The 18,879-nt window shown below is 44.7% G+C and carries 19 protein-coding genes; 13 read left to right on the top strand and 6 right to left on the bottom strand.

Features of this window, described 5'->3' with window-relative positions:
• The 4 genes from CAG68_RS18585 to CAG68_RS18570 form a co-directional block, all read left to right on the top strand.
• The coding region (locus CAG68_RS18585) for a TSUP family transporter (RefSeq protein WP_161441492.1) at nt 1-666 on the top strand (666 nt) is incomplete at its 5' end.
• A gap of 102 nt (nt 667-768) precedes the next feature.
• A complete protein-coding gene (gene rarD, locus CAG68_RS18580; RefSeq protein WP_064369681.1) occupies nt 769-1,674 on the top strand; it encodes an EamA family transporter RarD in 906 nt (301 codons plus the stop codon).
• 208 nt (nt 1,675-1,882) lie between these two features.
• Nucleotides 1,883-2,269: an MAPEG family protein gene (locus tag CAG68_RS18575; protein WP_005376510.1), complete on the top strand. Its 387-nt coding sequence runs from the start codon at nt 1,883-1,885 to the stop codon at nt 2,267-2,269.
• Nucleotides 2,263-2,796 carry a hypothetical protein gene (locus tag CAG68_RS18570; RefSeq protein WP_033906497.1) on the top strand — a complete coding sequence of 178 codons (534 nt, stop codon included), beginning with the start codon at nt 2,263-2,265 and terminating at the stop codon, nt 2,794-2,796. Before CAG68_RS18575 ends, CAG68_RS18570 begins: the two co-directional genes overlap by 7 nt.
• Nucleotides 2,797-3,080: 284 nt before the next feature.
• Here CAG68_RS18570 and CAG68_RS18565 read toward each other — a convergent pair whose 3' ends face one another.
• Complete coding sequence (locus CAG68_RS18565) at nt 3,081-4,445, bottom strand: endonuclease/exonuclease/phosphatase family protein (protein ID WP_161441491.1); 1,365 nt, start codon at nt 4,443-4,445, stop codon at nt 3,081-3,083.
• A 394-nt stretch (nt 4,446-4,839) separates the two neighbouring features.
• Here CAG68_RS18565 and CAG68_RS18560 point away from each other — a divergent pair, with 394 nt between their 5' ends.
• Nucleotides 4,840-5,154: a DMT family transporter gene (locus tag CAG68_RS18560; RefSeq protein WP_005376506.1), complete on the top strand. Its 315-nt coding sequence runs from the start codon at nt 4,840-4,842 to the stop codon at nt 5,152-5,154.
• 79 nt (nt 5,155-5,233) lie between these two features.
• Here CAG68_RS18560 and CAG68_RS18555 read toward each other — a convergent pair whose 3' ends face one another.
• On the bottom strand, nt 5,234-6,139 hold the full coding sequence (locus tag CAG68_RS18555; protein WP_005376505.1) for a DMT family transporter: 906 nt from the start codon (nt 6,137-6,139) through the stop codon (nt 5,234-5,236).
• A gap of 168 nt (nt 6,140-6,307) precedes the next feature.
• Here CAG68_RS18555 and CAG68_RS18550 point away from each other — a divergent pair, with 168 nt between their 5' ends.
• The 3 genes from CAG68_RS18550 (at nt 6,308) to CAG68_RS18540 (ending at nt 8,981) form a co-directional block, all read left to right on the top strand.
• Nucleotides 6,308-6,766, top strand: a complete 459-nt coding sequence (locus tag CAG68_RS18550; RefSeq protein WP_005376504.1) for an NUDIX hydrolase — start codon at nt 6,308-6,310, stop codon at nt 6,764-6,766.
• A 104-nt stretch (nt 6,767-6,870) separates the two neighbouring features.
• Complete coding sequence (locus CAG68_RS18545) at nt 6,871-7,443, top strand: GNAT family N-acetyltransferase (RefSeq protein ID WP_025767834.1); 573 nt, start codon at nt 6,871-6,873, stop codon at nt 7,441-7,443.
• Nucleotides 7,444-7,568: 125 nt separating this feature from the next.
• Nucleotides 7,569-8,981 carry a coniferyl aldehyde dehydrogenase gene (locus CAG68_RS18540; RefSeq protein WP_017820990.1) on the top strand — a complete coding sequence of 471 codons (1,413 nt, stop codon included), beginning with the start codon at nt 7,569-7,571 and terminating at the stop codon, nt 8,979-8,981.
• Nucleotides 8,982-9,156: 175 nt separating this feature from the next.
• Here the strand turns inward: CAG68_RS18540 and CAG68_RS18535 are convergent, their stop codons facing one another.
• Entirely contained in the window at nt 9,157-9,636 is a 480-nt protein-coding gene (locus CAG68_RS18535) for an aminoacyl-tRNA deacylase (RefSeq protein ID WP_005376501.1), read from the bottom strand.
• A gap of 156 nt (nt 9,637-9,792) precedes the next feature.
• On the opposite strand from CAG68_RS18535, the gene CAG68_RS18530 reads away from it, so the two are divergent.
• The 4 genes from CAG68_RS18530 (at nt 9,793) to CAG68_RS18515 (ending at nt 14,785) form a co-directional block, all read left to right on the top strand.
• Nucleotides 9,793-11,334 carry a glutamate synthase-related protein gene (locus CAG68_RS18530; protein WP_161441490.1) on the top strand — a complete coding sequence of 514 codons (1,542 nt, stop codon included), beginning with the start codon at nt 9,793-9,795 and terminating at the stop codon, nt 11,332-11,334.
• Nucleotides 11,335-11,520: 186 nt separating this feature from the next.
• A complete protein-coding gene (katG, locus tag CAG68_RS18525) occupies nt 11,521-13,695 on the top strand; it encodes a catalase/peroxidase HPI (protein WP_161441489.1) in 2,175 nt (724 codons plus the stop codon).
• A 165-nt stretch (nt 13,696-13,860) separates the two neighbouring features.
• Entirely contained in the window at nt 13,861-14,313 is a 453-nt protein-coding gene (gene parS / locus CAG68_RS18520) for a type II RES/Xre toxin-antitoxin system antitoxin (protein WP_005376498.1), read from the top strand.
• Nucleotide 14,314: 1 nt separating this feature from the next.
• The gene (locus tag CAG68_RS18515; RefSeq protein WP_005376497.1) at nt 14,315-14,785 is read left to right on the top strand and encodes an RES family NAD+ phosphorylase; all 471 of its coding nucleotides are present in this window, start codon (nt 14,315-14,317) and stop codon (nt 14,783-14,785) included.
• 79 nt (nt 14,786-14,864) lie between these two features.
• On the opposite strand, the gene CAG68_RS18510 is transcribed toward CAG68_RS18515, so the two are convergent.
• Nucleotides 14,865-16,715, bottom strand: coding sequence for an acyltransferase family protein (locus CAG68_RS18510; RefSeq protein WP_161441488.1), 1,851 nt, complete (start codon nt 16,713-16,715; stop codon nt 14,865-14,867).
• Between the two features lie 241 nt (nt 16,716-16,956).
• Here CAG68_RS18510 and CAG68_RS18505 point away from each other — a divergent pair, with 241 nt between their 5' ends.
• The gene (locus CAG68_RS18505; RefSeq protein WP_017820985.1) at nt 16,957-17,232 is read left to right on the top strand and encodes a nitrogenase-stabilizing/protective protein NifW; all 276 of its coding nucleotides are present in this window, start codon (nt 16,957-16,959) and stop codon (nt 17,230-17,232) included.
• Nucleotides 17,233-17,349: 117 nt separating this feature from the next.
• Here the strand turns inward: CAG68_RS18505 and CAG68_RS18500 are convergent, their stop codons facing one another.
• A complete protein-coding gene (locus CAG68_RS18500) occupies nt 17,350-18,450 on the bottom strand; it encodes an alkene reductase (protein ID WP_054866340.1) in 1,101 nt (366 codons plus the stop codon).
• Between the two features lie 11 nt (nt 18,451-18,461).
• Nucleotides 18,462-18,848: a lactoylglutathione lyase gene (gloA, locus tag CAG68_RS18495; protein ID WP_005376490.1), complete on the bottom strand. Its 387-nt coding sequence runs from the start codon at nt 18,846-18,848 to the stop codon at nt 18,462-18,464.
• Nucleotides 18,849-18,879: the final 31 nt, after the last annotated feature.

The raw sequence follows: 18,879 nt of genomic DNA, 5'->3' as shown, positions 1-18,879 counted from the left end.
GTCCAGACCGCAATCGGGTTTGGCTTGGCTATTGTTGCCGCACCTTTACTGATTCTTTGGGCGCCAGAATATGTTCCTGCGCCAATCTGTTTAGTCGCGTTATTTATTTCGTTGATGAATGCGATGAAGCACCGCAGTAGTGTTGAAATCGGCGGCTTAAAGATGGCGTTGATTGGGCGAGTGCCGGGATCAATTGCTGGTGGCTTGCTACTCTTTTTTGTATCTACACAAACTCTCACGCTTTGGATTGGTTTGTTGGTGCTGTTTGCAGTCGTGGTGAGTGTTTTACCGTTTCGGGTTGAGCCTACGCCTTCGCGTATGACATGTGCTGGTTTCTTTTCTGGGTTGTTTGGTACCAGTTCTGCGATTGGAGGCCCTCCGATGGCGTTATTGTTGCAGCATCAAGAAGCAAATCAGTTACGCGGCAACTTATCGGCTTTTTTTGTTTTCAGTTCGATTATTTCACTAATAGTACAAATCCCAGTGGGCTTCTTCACATTGCATCATTTGGTCATTACTATTCCTCTATTACCTGCTGCGGCGCTTGGTTACTGGCTAGCAATGAAAACTACCCAGTCGTTACCAAAAGAAAAGATTCGGTTTGGGGCACTTATGTTGTGTTTTGTGAGTGGCTTTACCGCCGTCGTACAAGCGTTGAGCCAATAATGCCATCTGCATCATAAAGTCACTGCGGGATTGCATTCCTTTTTATGTATGGCGGACTTGTTTACTTACGCCAAATTGGTCGTTTAGATGGGCGATAGTTTTATGAATAACACTCGTTATGGCACTTTTATGGCAGCATTCTCCTTTGTGATCTGGGGATTGCTACCAATTTATTATCGTTATTTACCAAATGCTTCTATGGATGAGTTGCTAGCATGGCGAATCATTGGGTCTGTACCTGTCGGGTTTCTAATTGTACTTGGGATAACCCGTCGAGGGCTGAATTGGAAAGAAATCTGGCTTGATAAAAAATCCTTGTGGTACACGTTTGTGGCGAGCAGTTTGATGTGTATTTCTTGGAGTGCGTTCACTTGGGCTTTGACCCATCATCGGGTCATCGATGCCAGCTTAGGCTTCTTTATTGGACCATTAGTATCTGTTGCGCTGGGCGTATTTATTCTTGGGGATAGGCTCTCAAAAGGCAAACTTATTGCAATAGTGTTGGCAACAATTGGTGTTATGTATCAAGTGATTCACTATGGTCAGCTACCCGTTATCGCACTAACGATGGGGTTGTTCTTTGCTTTGTATGGGCTGTACAAGAAGAAGATAAATTATGACTGGAGTACAACCTTGTTTGTTGAGGCGTTGTTACTGACTCCAGTTGCACTCGCATATTTGCTCTATAAACAATGGGCAACTGGTGAACTGGCTTCGGGCACAGATACCACAACATTGCTTTTGTATTTTGGCAGCGCACCTATCACACTTTTACCACTCGTATTTTATTCTATCGCAATACGTATAACTAATTTATCAACCGTCGGTCTAATGCAATACATCGAACCAAGCTTGCAGTTTGTGTTGGCAGTTATGTTTTTTGGCGAGTTGTTTGACGAAGTGAAAGCGGTGACCTTTGCATTTATTTGGGCAGGGCTGTTGTTCACAATTTTTGAAAGTATTATCAAAGGGCATCGGCGCAAAAAGCTGGTCAAACACCCCTTATAGTGGTTTCAATATTCTCACATATTAGCTTCTTTATTCTTATGCCCTCCATTCGAGGGCATTTTTAATGTCATGAAGCATTGGCTTTCGTTTTTTTCCGAGTAGAAATCATAACTTGAGATTATTTGACGCATTATCATAATGATACCGCTATAGTTATAGCCAAGTGACACGCTTATATAAGTGAAAACCAGATCAAGAAGGACGACATATGATCACTGCTCTGTATGCCAACATTCTCGCAATACTCATTATTTGGTTGGCTGTTCAAGTAATTAAGCAACGTCGCTTAAATCAAATTGCTTATGCCGATGGTGGGGTAGAGGCTCTACAAATTGCTCGTAGTGCCCAGAGCAATGCGACAGAATATATCCCCATCACCCTGATTTTAATGGCACTTTTAGAATTCAATAGTGCTTACCCAACATGGATACATCTCACCGGTATTATTTTTGTAATTGGTCGAGTTATTCATGCTAAAGGCATATTGAAAAAAGACTTGAAAAAGCGCATTAGAGGGATGCAGGTGACATTTCTGGTGATACTTTCATTGGTTGTGTTAAATATGATTTACCTGCCATACGATAAGTTATGGTAAGTCTGCGACGTTACATTCCACCACCTTGGGTACTCGTTCTGATTGGATTAGTACTGAATATTGGCGCGATCATCGTTACTAGCTTAGTCCTTGATAAGTTGGGTAAACAGCACTCGCAGCTCGCAGAGCAAACAGCAGAAAACTTGTATTCCATCCAACTCGCATGGAACAGTGTGGAAACCCTAGAAAGGAAAAGAGAAGCTTTACTGCTGCATGTGCACATAAGTCAGAGCGTAGCGATACCTTTAGAGCTAGAAGAGGTATTAGCAGGGCATTTATCTTCTTGGGTTCTCAACGAGTCGGATGAAATAAAAATTGATCAACTTCCTCAACTAATGTCAAAGATAAATCAGGCACAAGCTTCGTATAGAGACCGCATCGATAATTACTACATTGAGAATGTAGAGCTCAATGAGGTAATGGCAAAGCAGGATGAAAAGATCGCTTGGTACAAGAATATCGGACTCTTCTTGCAAGTATTCGGACTTGCGTTAATCCTTGCACGCGACTTAGCTAGGAAGCAATAAAAGCAAGAGCTAAAGATCAGGTTTATTGCGAAATGCCAATGGTAGTTTGCAAATTGCAATTTATTCTGTGAGCAAACAGTAGCTATTGGTTAAGTTTTAATGAAAGTGATTAAATAACAACCTGTTTTTGTGCGCTTAAAAGTTGGCACGCCTCATGCTTTAGTATGAGTGACCCTTTCTAAGCCGAGGGTCACCTAGCCAACTGACGTTGTTAGTGAACCATCTTGTTCACAAATATATACAGCCAATCACGACTCCTTGTGGTTGGCTTTTTTTTATGCAGTCTAGAACTGTGCTTTAATCCAGATCATGCGATGGTCGGAAGATACATCCTTACCATCACCATACTTACCGATACGTGCATCGTTAAATAGTTTACGGCCTTCTTCATAAGACGCTGACCAGTACACACCAGAGTCTATTACATTCAAATTTGCTGAAGGCAAGGCATAGTCTACCCCTAAGCCAAACGTTGAAGTGATGCGATTCGGATATGGGTGAGTTGAACTGCGGTCAGCAGCGTGTTCAGCTGCACCAAAGCTTGTTGGGTAAAGCTCACCATTCATCACGGTTTGATTAACCAATGGATCGTTGTGCAGCTCTTGCATTACAGAGCTAATGCCGTCACCAGACACTGGATCAAGGTTTTGATCACCCATCATTACGAATTTAGCGCCGTTCGTTAAGCCACCTGTTTTACCCGCATCGTCGTAAAAATAGTCTTTGCCTTGAATGTAATGATGCCAAAACTCCACTTCTGCTGCGTTTTGCGCTTTGTTTTTACCGGTGTCGAATACTGGTGGAGTAGGATGAGACATCAACAAGTGTACAACTTCTTCGCCATTGCGAGTTGGAATGATGATTGGCGCGTCGACGTGATTTTTCGAAGATAGACGCACTTGATCCCATTCTTCCGCTGAGTACCATTCATCACCACACTTCATGCCGTCTGGAATCTTTTGCGAACCGTCACAGATAGTAATGGTTGGAATTTTCGCACCTTCCATATCTTTCCATTTAAATGCTTGGAATGTACGTGTGTTTGCCGTGTCAATTTTATACTTAGACATAAGGGCAAATGCATATTGACCATGGTACATGCCAAAGCCCCATGCATCACCTGGCATTTGACCTGCGGTTCCGTTGTTGTCGAGATCAAACTCACTCAACAACCCTGTATTGGTTGAATAAGATTCAGCATAAGGGTATTCAATAGGCTCAAGGTTTGCTTCACCGCCCGCGCCATCGATACTTTGCGCGACAGACAAGTAGTTCTTCTGGAATCCTTCAATGGCTGCTTTGTTTTCACCTGTTCCATCGTTGTTGTATTCCGCCATCATGAGAACATCAGGACGATTCTTTTGAATGATTGCTGCAACGTTACGAATTTGAATGACTTTTTCCGCAGTGGTTTTGTCTTCGGCTGCGATTGAACCGTCTAAATAAGAGGTGACCAACGCAGTTTGCTGCGTTGGTTCAATTTGCATTTCATCTACCAAAGTTTCGAAGGTAGCGCGGTCAAAAGAGAGGTTGTAAGTCGCTATTTTTACTTCTTTAGGCTGAACATTGACGTATTCAGTATCGTCATTACATCCAGATAGTAGAGCGGCGCCAACAAGGATAGCGATAGAGGTTTTGATTGCTTTCATGGGTACGTCATACCTTATAATTAATTCGGCTGAATATTAAAGTCATCAGTCATTGTTTTAAGCGATATTAGTCACACAAACGTTTTCATATTTACATGTTCAATTAGTTTTTGTGTGATTTGTGCAATAAATGCAACACTTTCAACACCAGAAGGTTATATGTAAATTGTTAAAAAACGGTGTCGTTATTGATGCGAAATAGAGAGTCCGCCACCGTTAAAAAGAAAAGCGTAGAATTTAAGCGTACATGAGATGTTTGAGTTGTATGTTTATCGCCGTGTTTTATTTTTTATGTTTAAATTTCTGTATATAATAAGCAGTCAATCAGAAGTGAGGACGACCTCACCGCTCTATCTTTTCTCGGGGACGACCCCATCTCGTTGGGAAATGTGACATGGCTTGGGGAATTCTCTTCATTGCGGGCTTGTGTGAAATCGCATGGGCTGTCGGTCTTAAATATTCACAAGGGTTTACCAAATTCGGTGCTTCGGCATTCACTATTGTCTTTATGTTATTGAGCTTTTGGTTGCTTGGCATTGCGTTAAGAACCTTGCCTTTAGGCATTGCTTATGGCGTATGGGTAGGGATTGGCGCAATAGGCACGGCAGTCGTGAGTATTTATCTGTTCAATGAGCCAGCAACACTTATCAAAGCCTTAAGCTTGCTAATGATTGTCGCTGGTATCGCAGGGTTAAAAATATCAGCTTAACGTTAGGCTAAACACAAAACAGCCAGAGTCACTCTGGCTGTTTTTCTAAATGTCGTGTTTACGGTTCTGGGTAGGTATATCAAGCGTTGCGCTTAATAAAAGGTAACCGTAAGTGATGACCAAACGCATTAATTAATGCGCCTGTAACAATCAGACCGCCACCGACGTACGTCCAAATGATCGGAACCTCGCCAAAGAAAATGATGCCCAACAACACAGAAAATACGATCTGGATATACGAATAAGCGGAGGCTTTACCCGCTTGTTGAGTTTGCATCGCTTTGGTTAACCCCAATTGTCCAATTTGGGTAAAGACACCAACTAGAACCAACATGAAAGTCAGATATAGATCGGGCATTACAAAATCGTCGCCAATCAGTAAGAGTGAAGCGGGGAGAGCAACCAACGGGAAATAGAAAATGATCACTGAGCTGTCTTCTGTCTGACTCAGTTTTCTGACAATGACGTAGGCAATTGAGCTACCAAATGCGCCTAAGATCGCAATCATGACGCTAAACATTGGTAAAGCGCTATCTGAGCCTTGCCCAGTTTCTGGGCTTACCATGATATAGATGCCGAGTAAGCACAACGCAATACAAAGGAAAGTTGACGGCTGGATGCGCTCTTTCAAGAAAAATACGGCGAGTAGTGCAGTAAATACCGGATGAATATATTGGAATATCGTCGCTTCTGCCAAAGGTAAGGTGGTCACTGAATAATATACACACATCAGAGCCATCGTACCCACAGCACCGCGTGCAAATAGTAATGGCTTATTATTGCCCCATACAGAAATTCGTTTTCGCTTTACATCGAAATAACTAATGATAAGTGAAACGAGCGCTCTTGCTGCAACGATTTCAAAAACGGGGATACCGTAGTTGCCGACGTGCTTTACTGTAGCCGACATCAGAGCAAAGCCGAACGCGGAAAGCACCATAAAGCGCACACCGATGGGAATCATAGTGTTGAATGAATTGGACATTTTACTGCTCATTTGTTGCGACAGATCTCACTTTAGCATACTTAGTTAGCGATTAAATCCTCTCAACTCAAACACTTCTGTCGACAAGATGAATAAACAGTAAAATACGTAGCAATTAATCTGCCTCTCTCAGCGTAACAATAAAAACTCGATATTTAAGGAGCTTACATGATCCCGATAAAAGCAACGCATGTTTCAGGCGTTGTCATTTCAAAAATTGATGGCATAGAAAAAATGCTGTTACTCAAACGCGTAAAAGGTGGCTATTGGTGCCATGTTGCAGGTGGTATCGAAGCGGGTGAAGCCGGGTGGCAAACCATTTTAAGAGAGTTAAAAGAAGAGACACTAATTGACCAAGTTGAGTTACATACAGCAGACTTTCTAGAGCAGTTCTACGAAGCAAAAAATAACCGTATCATGGTTATCCCATGTTTTGTGCTATTTTGTCCGCCTAACCAATCAGTTGTTCTTAACGAAGAGCATACAGAGTATCGCTGGTGTACGCTTGAAGAAGCTAAGCAGCTGGCTCCGTTTGCCAATCAGCATCACCTCTATGAACATGTATGGAAGCATTATGTAGATGTGGCATCACTAACGCCATTTACGCTGATCGATCAAAAGGGCTAAATGAACGGCAACGGCTTTGATTAGTTTTTATAGAGAGGTTTGTTCTCATAAAATGAAGCGTTAGGATTTGCGCTGAGCGTTCACAATAAAAAGGAATAACATCTATGGATGAAGTTACATGCCAAGAGACGTATCAAGGAAATCACTTACAGAAGCGTTTTTCCGTCTCGCAAAGGGTCTCAATTGAGCCCCTCAACACGAAACACGCGTCCGCTTTACTAGAGGTTGTGAACACTCACCGAGAGAGCCTTGAGGGCTATCTACCTTGGACGGATTCTGTCACGAATCATCGAGAGGCCGTGAACTACATTTCCCAGCGAGTGAACAGTAACGCGCTTGATTCCCACTGGTGTGCAATTTATTTTGATGAGCAGCTTACGGGTGTTATTGGCATTAAAGGTGTGGATTCACATACACGTGTTACTGAAATTGGCTACTGGCTTGCTAACAATGGGCGAGGCCATCGTGTGATTGATCAAGTACTCGCAGTATTGATCCCTTTCTTGAAGAAGAAAGGGCACGCACAATTCATTCAGTTCCATTGTATGGAAGATAACATCGCTAGCATCAATATTGCTGAGCGTGCAGGCGCCACATTAAAAGAATACGTTGATCATGAGTTCGATATGCTTGACCGCTCTCAACGACTAGGCATTTATGAACTACGTTTGACGTAGTATCCACCCTAGAGATATTTTAATCAGAGTTCGAACTCTAACTTCACGAGCGCTACAATAGTAACATTGTTGCGCTCGTGTTAACTTGGGGCGTCATTGGTAGAAACTAGGCTAGGAGAAGCATCATGAACGCAATCACAGAGGTTGAAGTAGATAACTTGTTACAGCAAAGCCTCGAACGCTTAAAAGCGGCATATGCAGCCGAGCCTTATCCTAGTTTAGATGAACGTAAACAGCGCCTCGTTTTGTTAAAAAAATCGCTGCTTGAGAACAAACAAGCGCTGGTTGAAGCGTTAAGTGACGATTTTGGCTATCGCTCAGAATTTGATACCGCTATGACCGACGTTTTGCCAACGGTCTCGCATATTAATTATACCCTCAAACGACTAAAAAAATGGTGCAAACCCAGCAAGCGCGAATCCGGCTTATTGCTCGCACCTTCTAAAGTCACCGTTCAGTATCAACCGTTAGGTGTCGTCGGGATCATTTCACCGTGGAACTTTCCTGTGATTTTGAGCCTTGCGCCTTTAGTGACAGCATTGGCTGCTGGCAACCGCGTGATGATGAAGCTCAGCGAATTTACGCCAAAAACCAATAAAGTCATCGTCGATATTTGCCGTGGGTTGTCTGAGTATGTCGAAGTTTTTGAGGGTGAAGCAGACGTCGCACAAGCATTCAGCCAACTGCCATTCGATCACCTTTTGTTCACGGGTTCTACGAGTGTTGGTCGCGCAGTGGCAAAAGCGGCAGCGGAAAACCTTACCCCGGTGACGTTAGAGTTGGGTGGAAAGTCCCCGGTGATCATTGCAAAAGATGCAGACATGAAGAAAGCCGTTGATGCTATCTTGTTTGGTAAATGCATTAATGCAGGCCAGATTTGTGTCGCGCCTGACTACGCATTTGTACCGCAAGAACGTGTCGAAGAGTTCATTTCGCTATTCTTAAAACGTTTTGAAAAGCTCTATTTAAAATCCAACAAGAATCAAAAGCTGACCCATATTGTCAACCAACGACAATATGATCGTTTGACTGCGCTACTTGAGGATGCAAAAGCGCAAGGTGCTAACCTTCACACTGTTGAGGCGTCGCCCCAAGAGGAACGACTTCTGTATCCTCATTTGGTCACGGATGTGTCGCCGAATATGCGAATCATGCAAGAGGAGATCTTCGGGCCATTTCTACCTGTTAAGCCCTACAATGCCGTTGATGAAGCGATTGACTACATTAATCAGCACCAAAGACCACTTGCGCTGTATGTTATGTCGGACGACAAATCGACTATCAAACATATTGTACGCAACACCCACAGTGGTGGCGTCGGCGTTAATGATACGGTTTTACATGTTGGCGCTGAAGATGCGCCTTTTGGTGGCGTTGGTGAATCGGGTATTGGGCATTATCACGGAGAGGAAGGATTCAGAACTTTTAGTCATGCGAAAACCATTCTTCACACACCGAAATGGTTGCCAAGAACGAGCGTATTAATGCGCCGTAGGGCTATGGCGATAAAAGCGATCCAAAAGATCTTTGTTCGATAATAATTATGATTTGATTGATAAAAAACCGCCCGAATAGGCGGTTTTTTGTTTCTATGTGCTCTGAAACGCTGAGCACCAAAGTCCGAGAAACTTCCTTCGCGTGCTACCAACAAAACAAAGAAAGGCTCTTGTTGAAAGAGCCTTGTTCAGGAAATGTCGAGAGGTTTTGGCAAGTTTAATGCAGAACTTCACTGCTGAATCTTAGATATCTACAGTCGTTCATCAGTTCTTTAAACGCCTTTCTGTCCAGCTTAATCAGAGTTTCATGATCGCCAGCTTCGAGATAGACATGTTCCAAATTTGCTAATCTTTCATCGCAAACTGTCGACATGTGGTAAGGACTACCAATCGGTGGAATAGCGCCGTGTTCACAATCGGTGAAGAGTCGGTAAACCATACGCTCTTTCACCAAGTGGAAGGTGGCGTTAAACTCGTCGTTTAATCTCGACAAACTGATTTTGTTGTTGGCAGGTAAGACCGCCATCATATGACGCCCTTCATGATCCTCAAGAATCACACCTTTTGCGATATTCATTAAAGGCACACCTGCTGCAACACCACTTTGTAGCGAGCTATGACTGTGGCTGTGATTCACGGTTTGAAAGTGAATGTTATGCTCAGTCAAATATTCATCTAATCGGGTTGCAATCGTCATATAGCCTCCACGTGTATGAGACCCATAAAAAGTATAGGTTAGTCGGGCGACAATCGCGCATTTTACTCGGCTACACTGACGCTCTTTACGCTCCTGTTCTACGCTTATTGCAAGCCAGCGAGAAAGCATGGTTAACAATAATAAATAGGGGGCAACATGAGCAAGCCAATCATCGCTGATAACAAGCCGATCAAAGTAGAGTTGAAAGCTGGGCAAGAATACTACTTCTGCCGATGTGGGCGTTCTAAAAATAAACCTTACTGCGATGGGTCTCATTCGGGAACCGGCTTAAAGCCAATGAGCTTTAGTGCGGAAAAAGACGAAGATGCCTATCTCTGCCAATGTAAGCATACCGCCAATGCTCCTTTTTGTGATGGTACACACAAGCGATTTACCGCAGAGCAAGTCGGTAAAGAGGGACCGGAACAAAAGCGAGAGAAAAGAGACAAACCAACGGCGTCTGCTACTCAAGAAGAACCAACCCTCGAGTTTATCCACCAATTAGCGAGAGAAGGACTCTCTAAACTCGGTCATCATGGTCCGATGGCTGCAATGGGGGTTCCTAGGCATTTGCTACCACATTGGGATGCTATACAAATCATGGTGGCGCAAATGGCGACACAACCGTTGTTGGAAGACGTTCCTGTGTCTACCGAGTTGATTGTGGGACCAAACGCGCGTAAGCCGCTCAGACTCGCCATTCCTTTGTTGGTGTCGGACATGAGTTTTGGCGCACTTTCTGAAGAGGCGAAAATTGCACTAGCAAAAGGTGCAGAGTTGGCAGGGACTGGGATTTGCTCTGGTGAGGGTGGCATGTTACTGGAAGAACAAGCCGCTAATTCACGGTATTTCTATGAGCTTGCTAGTGCTCAATTTGGCTACGACGAATCTAAGCTTCTTAATGTTCAGGCGTTTCACTTTAAAGGTGGGCAAGGAGCAAAAACGGGCACGGGTGGTCATCTGCCTGCAAATAAAAATGTAGGTAAGATCTCTCAGGTGAGAGGCATCCCCGAGGGACAACCAGCGATATCACCACCAACGTTCAAAGATCTTCACACTACTCACGATTTCAGAAAGTTTGCTGACAGAGTTCGTGGCATCACAGGCGGTATTCCAATTGGATTTAAACTCAGTGCCAACCATATTGAGCAAGACATTCAGTTTGCGCTTGATGCTGGGACTGATTACATCATCTTAGATGGTCGCGGTGGTGGCACGGGTGCGGCGCCAACTATGCTCCGTGATCATATTAGTGTGCCCACCATCCCTGCATTAGCTCGTGCACGTAAGTACTTAGATGAAAAAGGCGTAAGTGACCGTGTCACATTAATCATCACCGGTGGGTTGCGAGTTCCTACGGATTTTGTCAAAGCGTTGGCACTTGGAGCAGACGGAGTAGCGATAGCAAACAGTGCGATGCAATCGATCGGTTGTGTCGCGGCTCGCATCTGCAACACCAATAATTGCCCAGCAGGCATTGCGACACAAAATGCCGATTTGAGGCAGCGTCTCGACGTTGAAAAGTCATCCCAGCAACTGAAAAATTTCTTCGAATCCTCGGTCGAGCTCATGAAAGTCATGGCGAGGGCGTGTGGTCATCACGCTCTGAATGAATTTAGTCATCATGATTTAGCGACCTGGGATCACAACATGGCGAGGCTGTCTGGGATTAAGTATTCAGGTATGGACTTAAACTGATCTCTATCCATATTTTCTGCATATAGGTAAATGTTTGATAACAATTATTTATTCGCTGAAATGTTTGAAATTTTGACTTGGCGTTAACTAAAAAAACAGTGTATGAACTACGCTGTTTGAGGTGGATATTCGATTTATTGAATAACAAAGAGTGGTTACCACAACCACGACACGAAGGAGCATTATATGAGCAAAGCAAACGGCGGTTCGGTAGGTAAATGTCCAGTTATGCATGGTGGGCAAACATCTACAGATAAGTCGGTGATGGATTGGTGGCCGAATGCCTTGAACTTAGACATCCTGCATCAACACGACTCCAAAACCAACCCATTTGGTCAGGACTTTAATTACAAAGAAGAACTGAAAAAGCTAGATGTCGAAGCACTTAAAAAAGATTTAAAAGATTTAATGACTGATAGCCAAGACTGGTGGCCTGCCGACTGGGGACACTACGGTGGTTTAATGATCCGAATGGCATGGCATGCAGCGGGCAGTTATCGTATTGCGGATGGCCGTGGCGGTGCTGCTACAGGCAACCAACGCTTTGCTCCTCTCAACTCTTGGCCAGATAACGCCAACCTCGATAAGGCTCGACGCCTTTTATGGCCAATCAAGAAAAAATATGGCAACAAACTAAGTTGGGCAGACCTGATTGTCCTTGCCGGTAACATGGCGTACGAATCCATGGGCTTTAAGACCTTTGGCTTTGCGTTTGGACGAGAGGACATTTGGCACCCAGAAAAAGACACTTACTGGGGGTCTGAGCAAGAATGGTTAGCCACAAGTGACGCTGATAACAGCCGCTACTCTGGTGAGCGAGATTTAGAAAACCCGCTTGCTGCGGTAATGATGGGTCTTATCTATGTGAACCCTGAAGGGGTAGACGGTAACCCAGATCCTCTCAAAACAGCACATGACATGCGAGTGACCTTTGCGCGAATGGCAATGAACGATGAAGAAACCGTCGCGCTCACAGCTGGTGGTCACACGGTGGGTAAGTGTCATGGTAATGGTGATGCCGCAAACCTTGGCCCAGAGCCCGAAGCAGCAGACGTTCATGAGCAAGGTCTTGGCTGGATTAACCACAAAACACGTGGCATTGGCCGTGACGCGGTAACGAGTGGCATTGAAGGTGCTTGGACAACACACCCTACACAATGGGACTACGGATACTTCCACCTACTATTTAAGTATGACTGGGAACTGAAAAAGAGCCCAGCAGGTGCATGGCAATGGGAGCCAATCGACATTGAAGAAGAAGACAAGCCTGTCGATGTTGAAGACGGTTCTAAGCGCTACAATCCAATCATGACCGACGCCGATATGGCGCTCAAAATGGACCCTGAATATCGTAAGATTGCAGAAAAGTTCCAAAATGACCCTGCGTACTTTGATGACGTTTTTGCTCGTGCCTGGTTTAAGTTGACACACCGCGATCTAGGACCAAAATCATGTTATTTCGGCCCTGATGTGCCAAGCGAAGATCTTATTTGGCAAGACCCAACGCCCGCAGGTAAGACAGACTACGATGTCGATTTAGTGAAAACAAAAATTGAAGCAAGTGGCCTATCCATTAGTGAGTTAGTAAGTACGGCGTGGGATAGCGCGCGTACCTACCGTGGCTCTGACCGCCGAGGCGGTGCAAATGGCGCGAGAATTCGCTTGGCTCCACAAAAAGATTGGCAAGGGAACGAACCTGAACGTCTAAGCCGTGTTCTTGCGGTGTTAGAAAAAATAGCAGCAGAAGAGGGCTGTAGTGTTGCAGACGCTATCGTGCTTGCTGGGAACGTAGGTATTGAACTGGCTGCGCGTGCCGCAGGTCATGATGTATGTGTGCCATTCGCGCCAGGCCGAGGTGATGCCACCCAAGAGATGACGGATGTTGAATCATTCGAAGTTCTTGAGCCTGTCGCTGACGGTTTCCGAAATTGGTTGAAGAAAGACTACGCGGTTAAGCCAGAAGAGCTTTTATTAGATCGTGCTCAGCTTATGGGGCTAACGGCGCCAGAAATGACGGTACTTATCGGTGGTATGCGCGTTCTAGGCAGTAACTACGGCGGTGGAAAAGAGGGCGTATTTACTGAGCGAGTCGGCACTTTGTCGAATGATTTCTTCGTGAACCTTACTGACATGGCATATACGTGGAAACCAGTGAGTGCTAATCAATATGAAATCCGTGATCGTAAAACCGACGCTGTGAAGTGGACGGCTACTCGAGTGGATCTTGTCTTTGGTTCAAACTCGATCCTGCGTTCGTATGCGGAAGTGTATGCGCAAGATGATAATCAGGAAAAATTCATCCATGACTTCATCGCCGCATGGACGAAAGTCATGAACGCGGATCGTTTTGACTTGCAATAAGTGAAACGATGCCTGTCGGTAGATGGGTTGATGAATAAGTAAGAGAGGCGGGCGAAAAGCTCGCCTTTTTCTTTACCTATCTTTTTACTTTGATTGTTACTTTGATTGAAAATTAAGCTCATTTGAACCATAATAACTGGACCATATGAACCATAGGAGCTTGATATGGCAACTGCAGCATTAAAAAGCTTCAAACCGAAACAACCTCATAAAGCCAATTTCTGGTTTATGTTGGGTATTGAAGACGCTGAAACAGGTCGCACTGATGCGGTTCACAAAGGCTTTGAGCCAAAGGTGTATCGCAATATTGTTGAGCGTGTGAAGCTTTCTCAGAGTGAGTTTCAAAACGTCACATTGATACCTGTCAGCACGGTCAAGCGTCGTCTAAAAAACGATGAGCGCTTCAATACGCAAGAAAGTGATGCAATCTATCGATTAGCGATGTTATTGAAACTCGCGACAGAACTGTTTGACGACGAAGAGCGCGCGTTAAAATGGATGAGAGAGAATGTGTATGGCTTAGGTGGAAAACGTCCACTTGATATGGTCTCGACCACGGTGGATTTTGAAATCGTAAAAGATTTGATCGGCCGTTTAGAGCACGGGGTATTCTCGTAATATGAAGCTCTATCGTCTCACACAAAAGAAATTTGCTGACACGCCATTCAGCCCCGTTGGCGCAAAGTTATTTGGAGGGCGATGGAACTCAAAAGGAACCGAAGCCCTCTACTTCTCTGAATCGGAATCCCTTTGTTCGTTGGAAGTGTTTGTTCACGTAAACAACGATCCTGCTATCACCAAACTTTACGATTTATATCGTATTGAAATGCCAGAATACCTCATCGCCACCTTAGATGAAGAAGATCTCCCTGTGACGTGGCGAGCAATACCGGCGAGCGAGTCTACGCAGTACATTGGTGATCAGTTTCTCAATGATCCTCATCCAGAGTTTGCCGCGCTGCAAGTGCCTTCAACGATTTCACCTCGTGATAAAAACTACGTGGTGAATCCAAATCATCCCAAAATGAAAGAGATCATCAAGAAAGCCGAAAAGCTCGATTTCGCGTTTGATCCGCGCATTTTCAAATAGACGCCTAGCTTTGTCTTGCTTTAAAGCATTCAGCGCTTACCTGAGATAAGCGCTGAAGCATAAAAGTTTATTTCCTTGGTTATTGTCGATCGTAAGTGAACTGTTGCGCTTCATTTGTAGTGTTGAGGTAATGCCCAAGCACCAACTCAGCACCTTTGTAAGATAAATGGCTGTCATCCGTATACATCGCATTGTTTGCTCCAACTCTCATTCGACATACGCCATTTCTGCAAATGGCATCGGTCAAGTCGACAAACTCAACGTGCTCAAATTGCTCAAAGTAGTTCACTAACTTCGCCACGTTTTGAGGGTGATGTTGTTTGGGAGAAAAGTCGCAGGCAGACTCTTCTGTCTCGCCAAACAAACGCGCTTTCCAAAGGCATTCTCCTACCGCAAACGGTGCAGAAGGGGTTGGACCGAAAACGACCACTTCCTTTCCTTTCAGTTCATTCAATAATTTGGTTAATGATGCTTCATAATCGGCTTGTGAAAGCTCTTTATTGAAATTAGAAGAGATAACAACGCGACGAATGGAAGGGGTACTTAGAATTGTATCGACAGCCTCATTGAAGAACTGTCGGCAAGGAACTGAGCCAGCACCTTTGATGGTGTCGACATAACCGACCGCACAGGAATCTTGAGTAAGTTGCACCACGCCAGTTGGTGTTACTTCGGATAGACGCTTCACGTAAACCATGCTGTGACTATTGCCTAACACAGCGATGTCGGGCTGCGGCGCAGACGAGCACACATCGTTAACGTTGGTGTTGCCGTTGCAATCTAAACCATAACCGTTGTTAACGCGCATGGCCTCGAAAAATGCGCTTCTTTCTGGAAAACCACCGTTTTTATGACCGATAACGCCGAACGTTAGCAAGGGCAACGTCAACAACACAATAACCACGGACGCAGTGCGCATACTCATGGCTTTTCGGCTACGGAACGGCTTTTCAATAAAGCGCCAAGTGAAGTAAGAAAGTACAAAAAGAGTGACAACGTAAAGTGGGATATTGATGTCTTGTGTTGCATCCAACACGTAGCGGTAAAAGACAAATAATGGAATGTGCCACAAGTATAAGCTGTAGCTGATTAAGCCGACGAACACGACCCACTTTAGGCTCAGTAATCTACCGCAGACATTGTCTTTAGAGGCAAACAAAATCACCAACGCGCTACCGATGACCGGCACCAGCAGCGTAATGCCCGCACCATCTTGCGATTTTTCAAACAAAAGCGCGGAAGCCAATATCAAAACGATGCCAATGGTTGCCAGCGTATCGTTAGATTGAACTTGGACTTTTCTCATCACTAATGCGAGTAATGAACCGGTTGCCAGTTCCCAAGCACGAGAGAAGATCATGTAAAAAGCGAAATCAGGATCGTTGCTCTCGTAGACAATAGTCATCAAACTCAGCGCAAATACCGCGATGAAAAAAGTCAGGTAAAACGCGTTTTTGCCACGAGCGAGTAGCATGAGTAGCAAAGGAATGACAATGTAGTATTGTTCTTCAACGCCCAAGCTCCAAGTGTGAAACAGCGGGTTGGCTTGATCTTCTAAACCGAAGTAATTGTGGCCTTTTAAATACAGAAGAATGTTGGATGAGGAAAGAATGGAAGATACTGCAAACTGACCAACGTCTTTGTGTGCTTGCGGCAAAAATAGCCACCAAGACATCAAATAGCTGACGGCGATCACCACCAGTAAGAGGGGGAGTATGCGACGAATGCGTCGCTCATAAAAATCACCAAGGTTGAACTTCTGGTTTTCTAAGTCGTTAATCACGATGGTGGTGATCAAATAGCCGCTGATCACAAAAAACACGTCGACGCCAATAAAGCCACCAGCGAATTGCTCAACTCCTGCATGAAACAAAATCACCAACGTGACAGCAATCGCCCTTAATCCGTCTACTTCTGCTCTGTAAGTCATATCGTGTTGCTCCAACATTCCGTTTAATGAAGTAGAGCAAAATATGAACCAGAAATAATATTTATTTAAATCAGTACCTTAAATTGATTGTCAAAATGAAAATGCTAGGTGGGTTAACGAATTCCCAAATTGAATTTCAATATGGAAACCCCATAAAGAATGATCTTAAGAAGCGCTAAATCAAAGAACGTAAAGCGCGAGGCACTTAGACTTCATTGAAAATGATTACGCTAAAGAAACGATGACAGAGAATACGATTCAGGAAAAAATTGCCAGCTTTACTTGTATCGAAGAGGCTTTGAATTACTTCGACATCGAGTTTGATAGCCGATTTATCGAAAACAATCGAACCGAGTTGGTTAAGAGGTTTCACGGCTACTTAATCCTCACTAAACCGGATGATTGGTTTTCAGGTCGTCGTGCTTTAAAGAATGCTTACTGTAAAGTACAACGCAGTTTGCTCAGTAAAACGACGCGCTCTGCGTGCCGAGGTTGTACATCTTGTCAAAGACGTTAATTCTGGTGGCTTGCCTAAAAAGAACCCTGCATCTTGGTGTCACAGGGGGAAGAGCAAGGTTCTTTTGGTTTCGCTATTGGTTTGTCGCGAGTTACGAATCAGCTTTACGTAGATGAATTAACCCGCGTGATACGCAGGGTAGTCCACCAAGCCTTTTTCACCGCCGCCGAACAATGTGGCAGGGTCATGTTCTGCCAGCGGATAGCCATGCTTGATGCGGCTTGGTAAGTCTGGGTTTGCAACAAACGGACGGCCAAAGCCAATCATGTCGGCTAAACCACTTTCAATCGCGTGTTGCGCCTTTTCTGCGTTGTAACGACCGGCATAGATCAGTGTGCCTTTATACGCCTCACGAACTGCGGTTTTAAAGTCGTGCGGAGTGTCTGGCGCGTCGTCCCAATCCACTTCTGCAATGTGAATGTAAACCACATTGAGTTTATCAAGCAGCGCTGCAGCGGCGGTGTAGGTTTCGACTGGCGTACTATCAACGGTGCCATTTAACGAAGTGAATGGTGCAAGACGAACACCAACACGCTCTGCGCCAATAGCTTGCGTCATCGCCTCTACCACTTCACCAAGAAAACGCAGACGGTTTTCAATGGAACCACCGTATTCATCGGTGCGATTATTCGCTTCAGAATCGATAAACTGGTTAACCAAGTAGCCATTCGCTGCATGAAGCTCGATACCATCGAATCCGGCTTCTATCGCGTTTAGTGCGGCTTGGCGGTACTCTTCAATAACGTTCTTGATGTCTTGTTTGGTCATTTCACGTGGCTCAACCACATCGACAAAACCCGGTTCGTCTGTGCCGTTATCGACAAATACTTTCACGTTTTCTGCTTTTAGCGCAGAAGAAGAAATAGGTTGCTCACCACCAATGTTATCAGGGTGAGTCACGCGACCAACGTGCCATAATTGCGCGAAGATAACGCCGCCTTTCTCGTGCACTGCATCAGTTACTTTTTTCCAGCCAGCAATTTGCTCTGGGCTGTAAATGCCTGGTGTCCATGCATAGCCTTGACCCATTGGCGAAATTTGTGTGCCTTCAGCAACGATTAGGCCCGCTTCAGCACGTTGAGCATAGTAGGTCGCCATCATGTCGTTAGCAATATTACCTGGTTGAGAAGCACGAGAGCGCGTCATCGGAGGCATAACGATACGGTTTTTTAATGAGAGAGAGCCAAGTTGAATGGGTTGAAATAATGCGTCTGTCATAGGAAACCTCGTTATTTTTGAGTTTGGATGAGTTCGATTTGGTAACCATCGGGATCTTTAATGAACGCGATGTGAGTTTCTCCGCCTTTCATTGGACCTGGCTCGCGAGTAACGTTGCCACCAAGCGCTTTAATTTTTTCGCAAGCGGCGTAAATATCTTCAGACCCCAGTGCCATGTGTCCGAATGCGTTACCCAAGTCGTAACTGTCGGTATCCCAGTTATAAGTTAGCTCGATGGTCGCGCCATCTGGTTGATCAGGGTTACCAACAAACACCAGTGAGTAACGGTATTCTTGGTTTTCAAAACGATCCAAAACACTCATTCCCAGAACTTTTGTATAAAATTCGATAGATTTGTCTAGGTCAGCTACACGGATCATCGTGTGGAGAAACTTCATAAGTCGCCTTTTCATAACGTTGCGTAATCAC

Source organism: Vibrio sp. V42_P2S4T144 (genome assembly GCF_009904715.1).
Lineage (GTDB): Bacteria > Pseudomonadota > Gammaproteobacteria > Enterobacterales > Vibrionaceae > Vibrio > Vibrio alginolyticus.
This window is presented reverse-complemented; position numbering and strand designations above follow the sequence as displayed.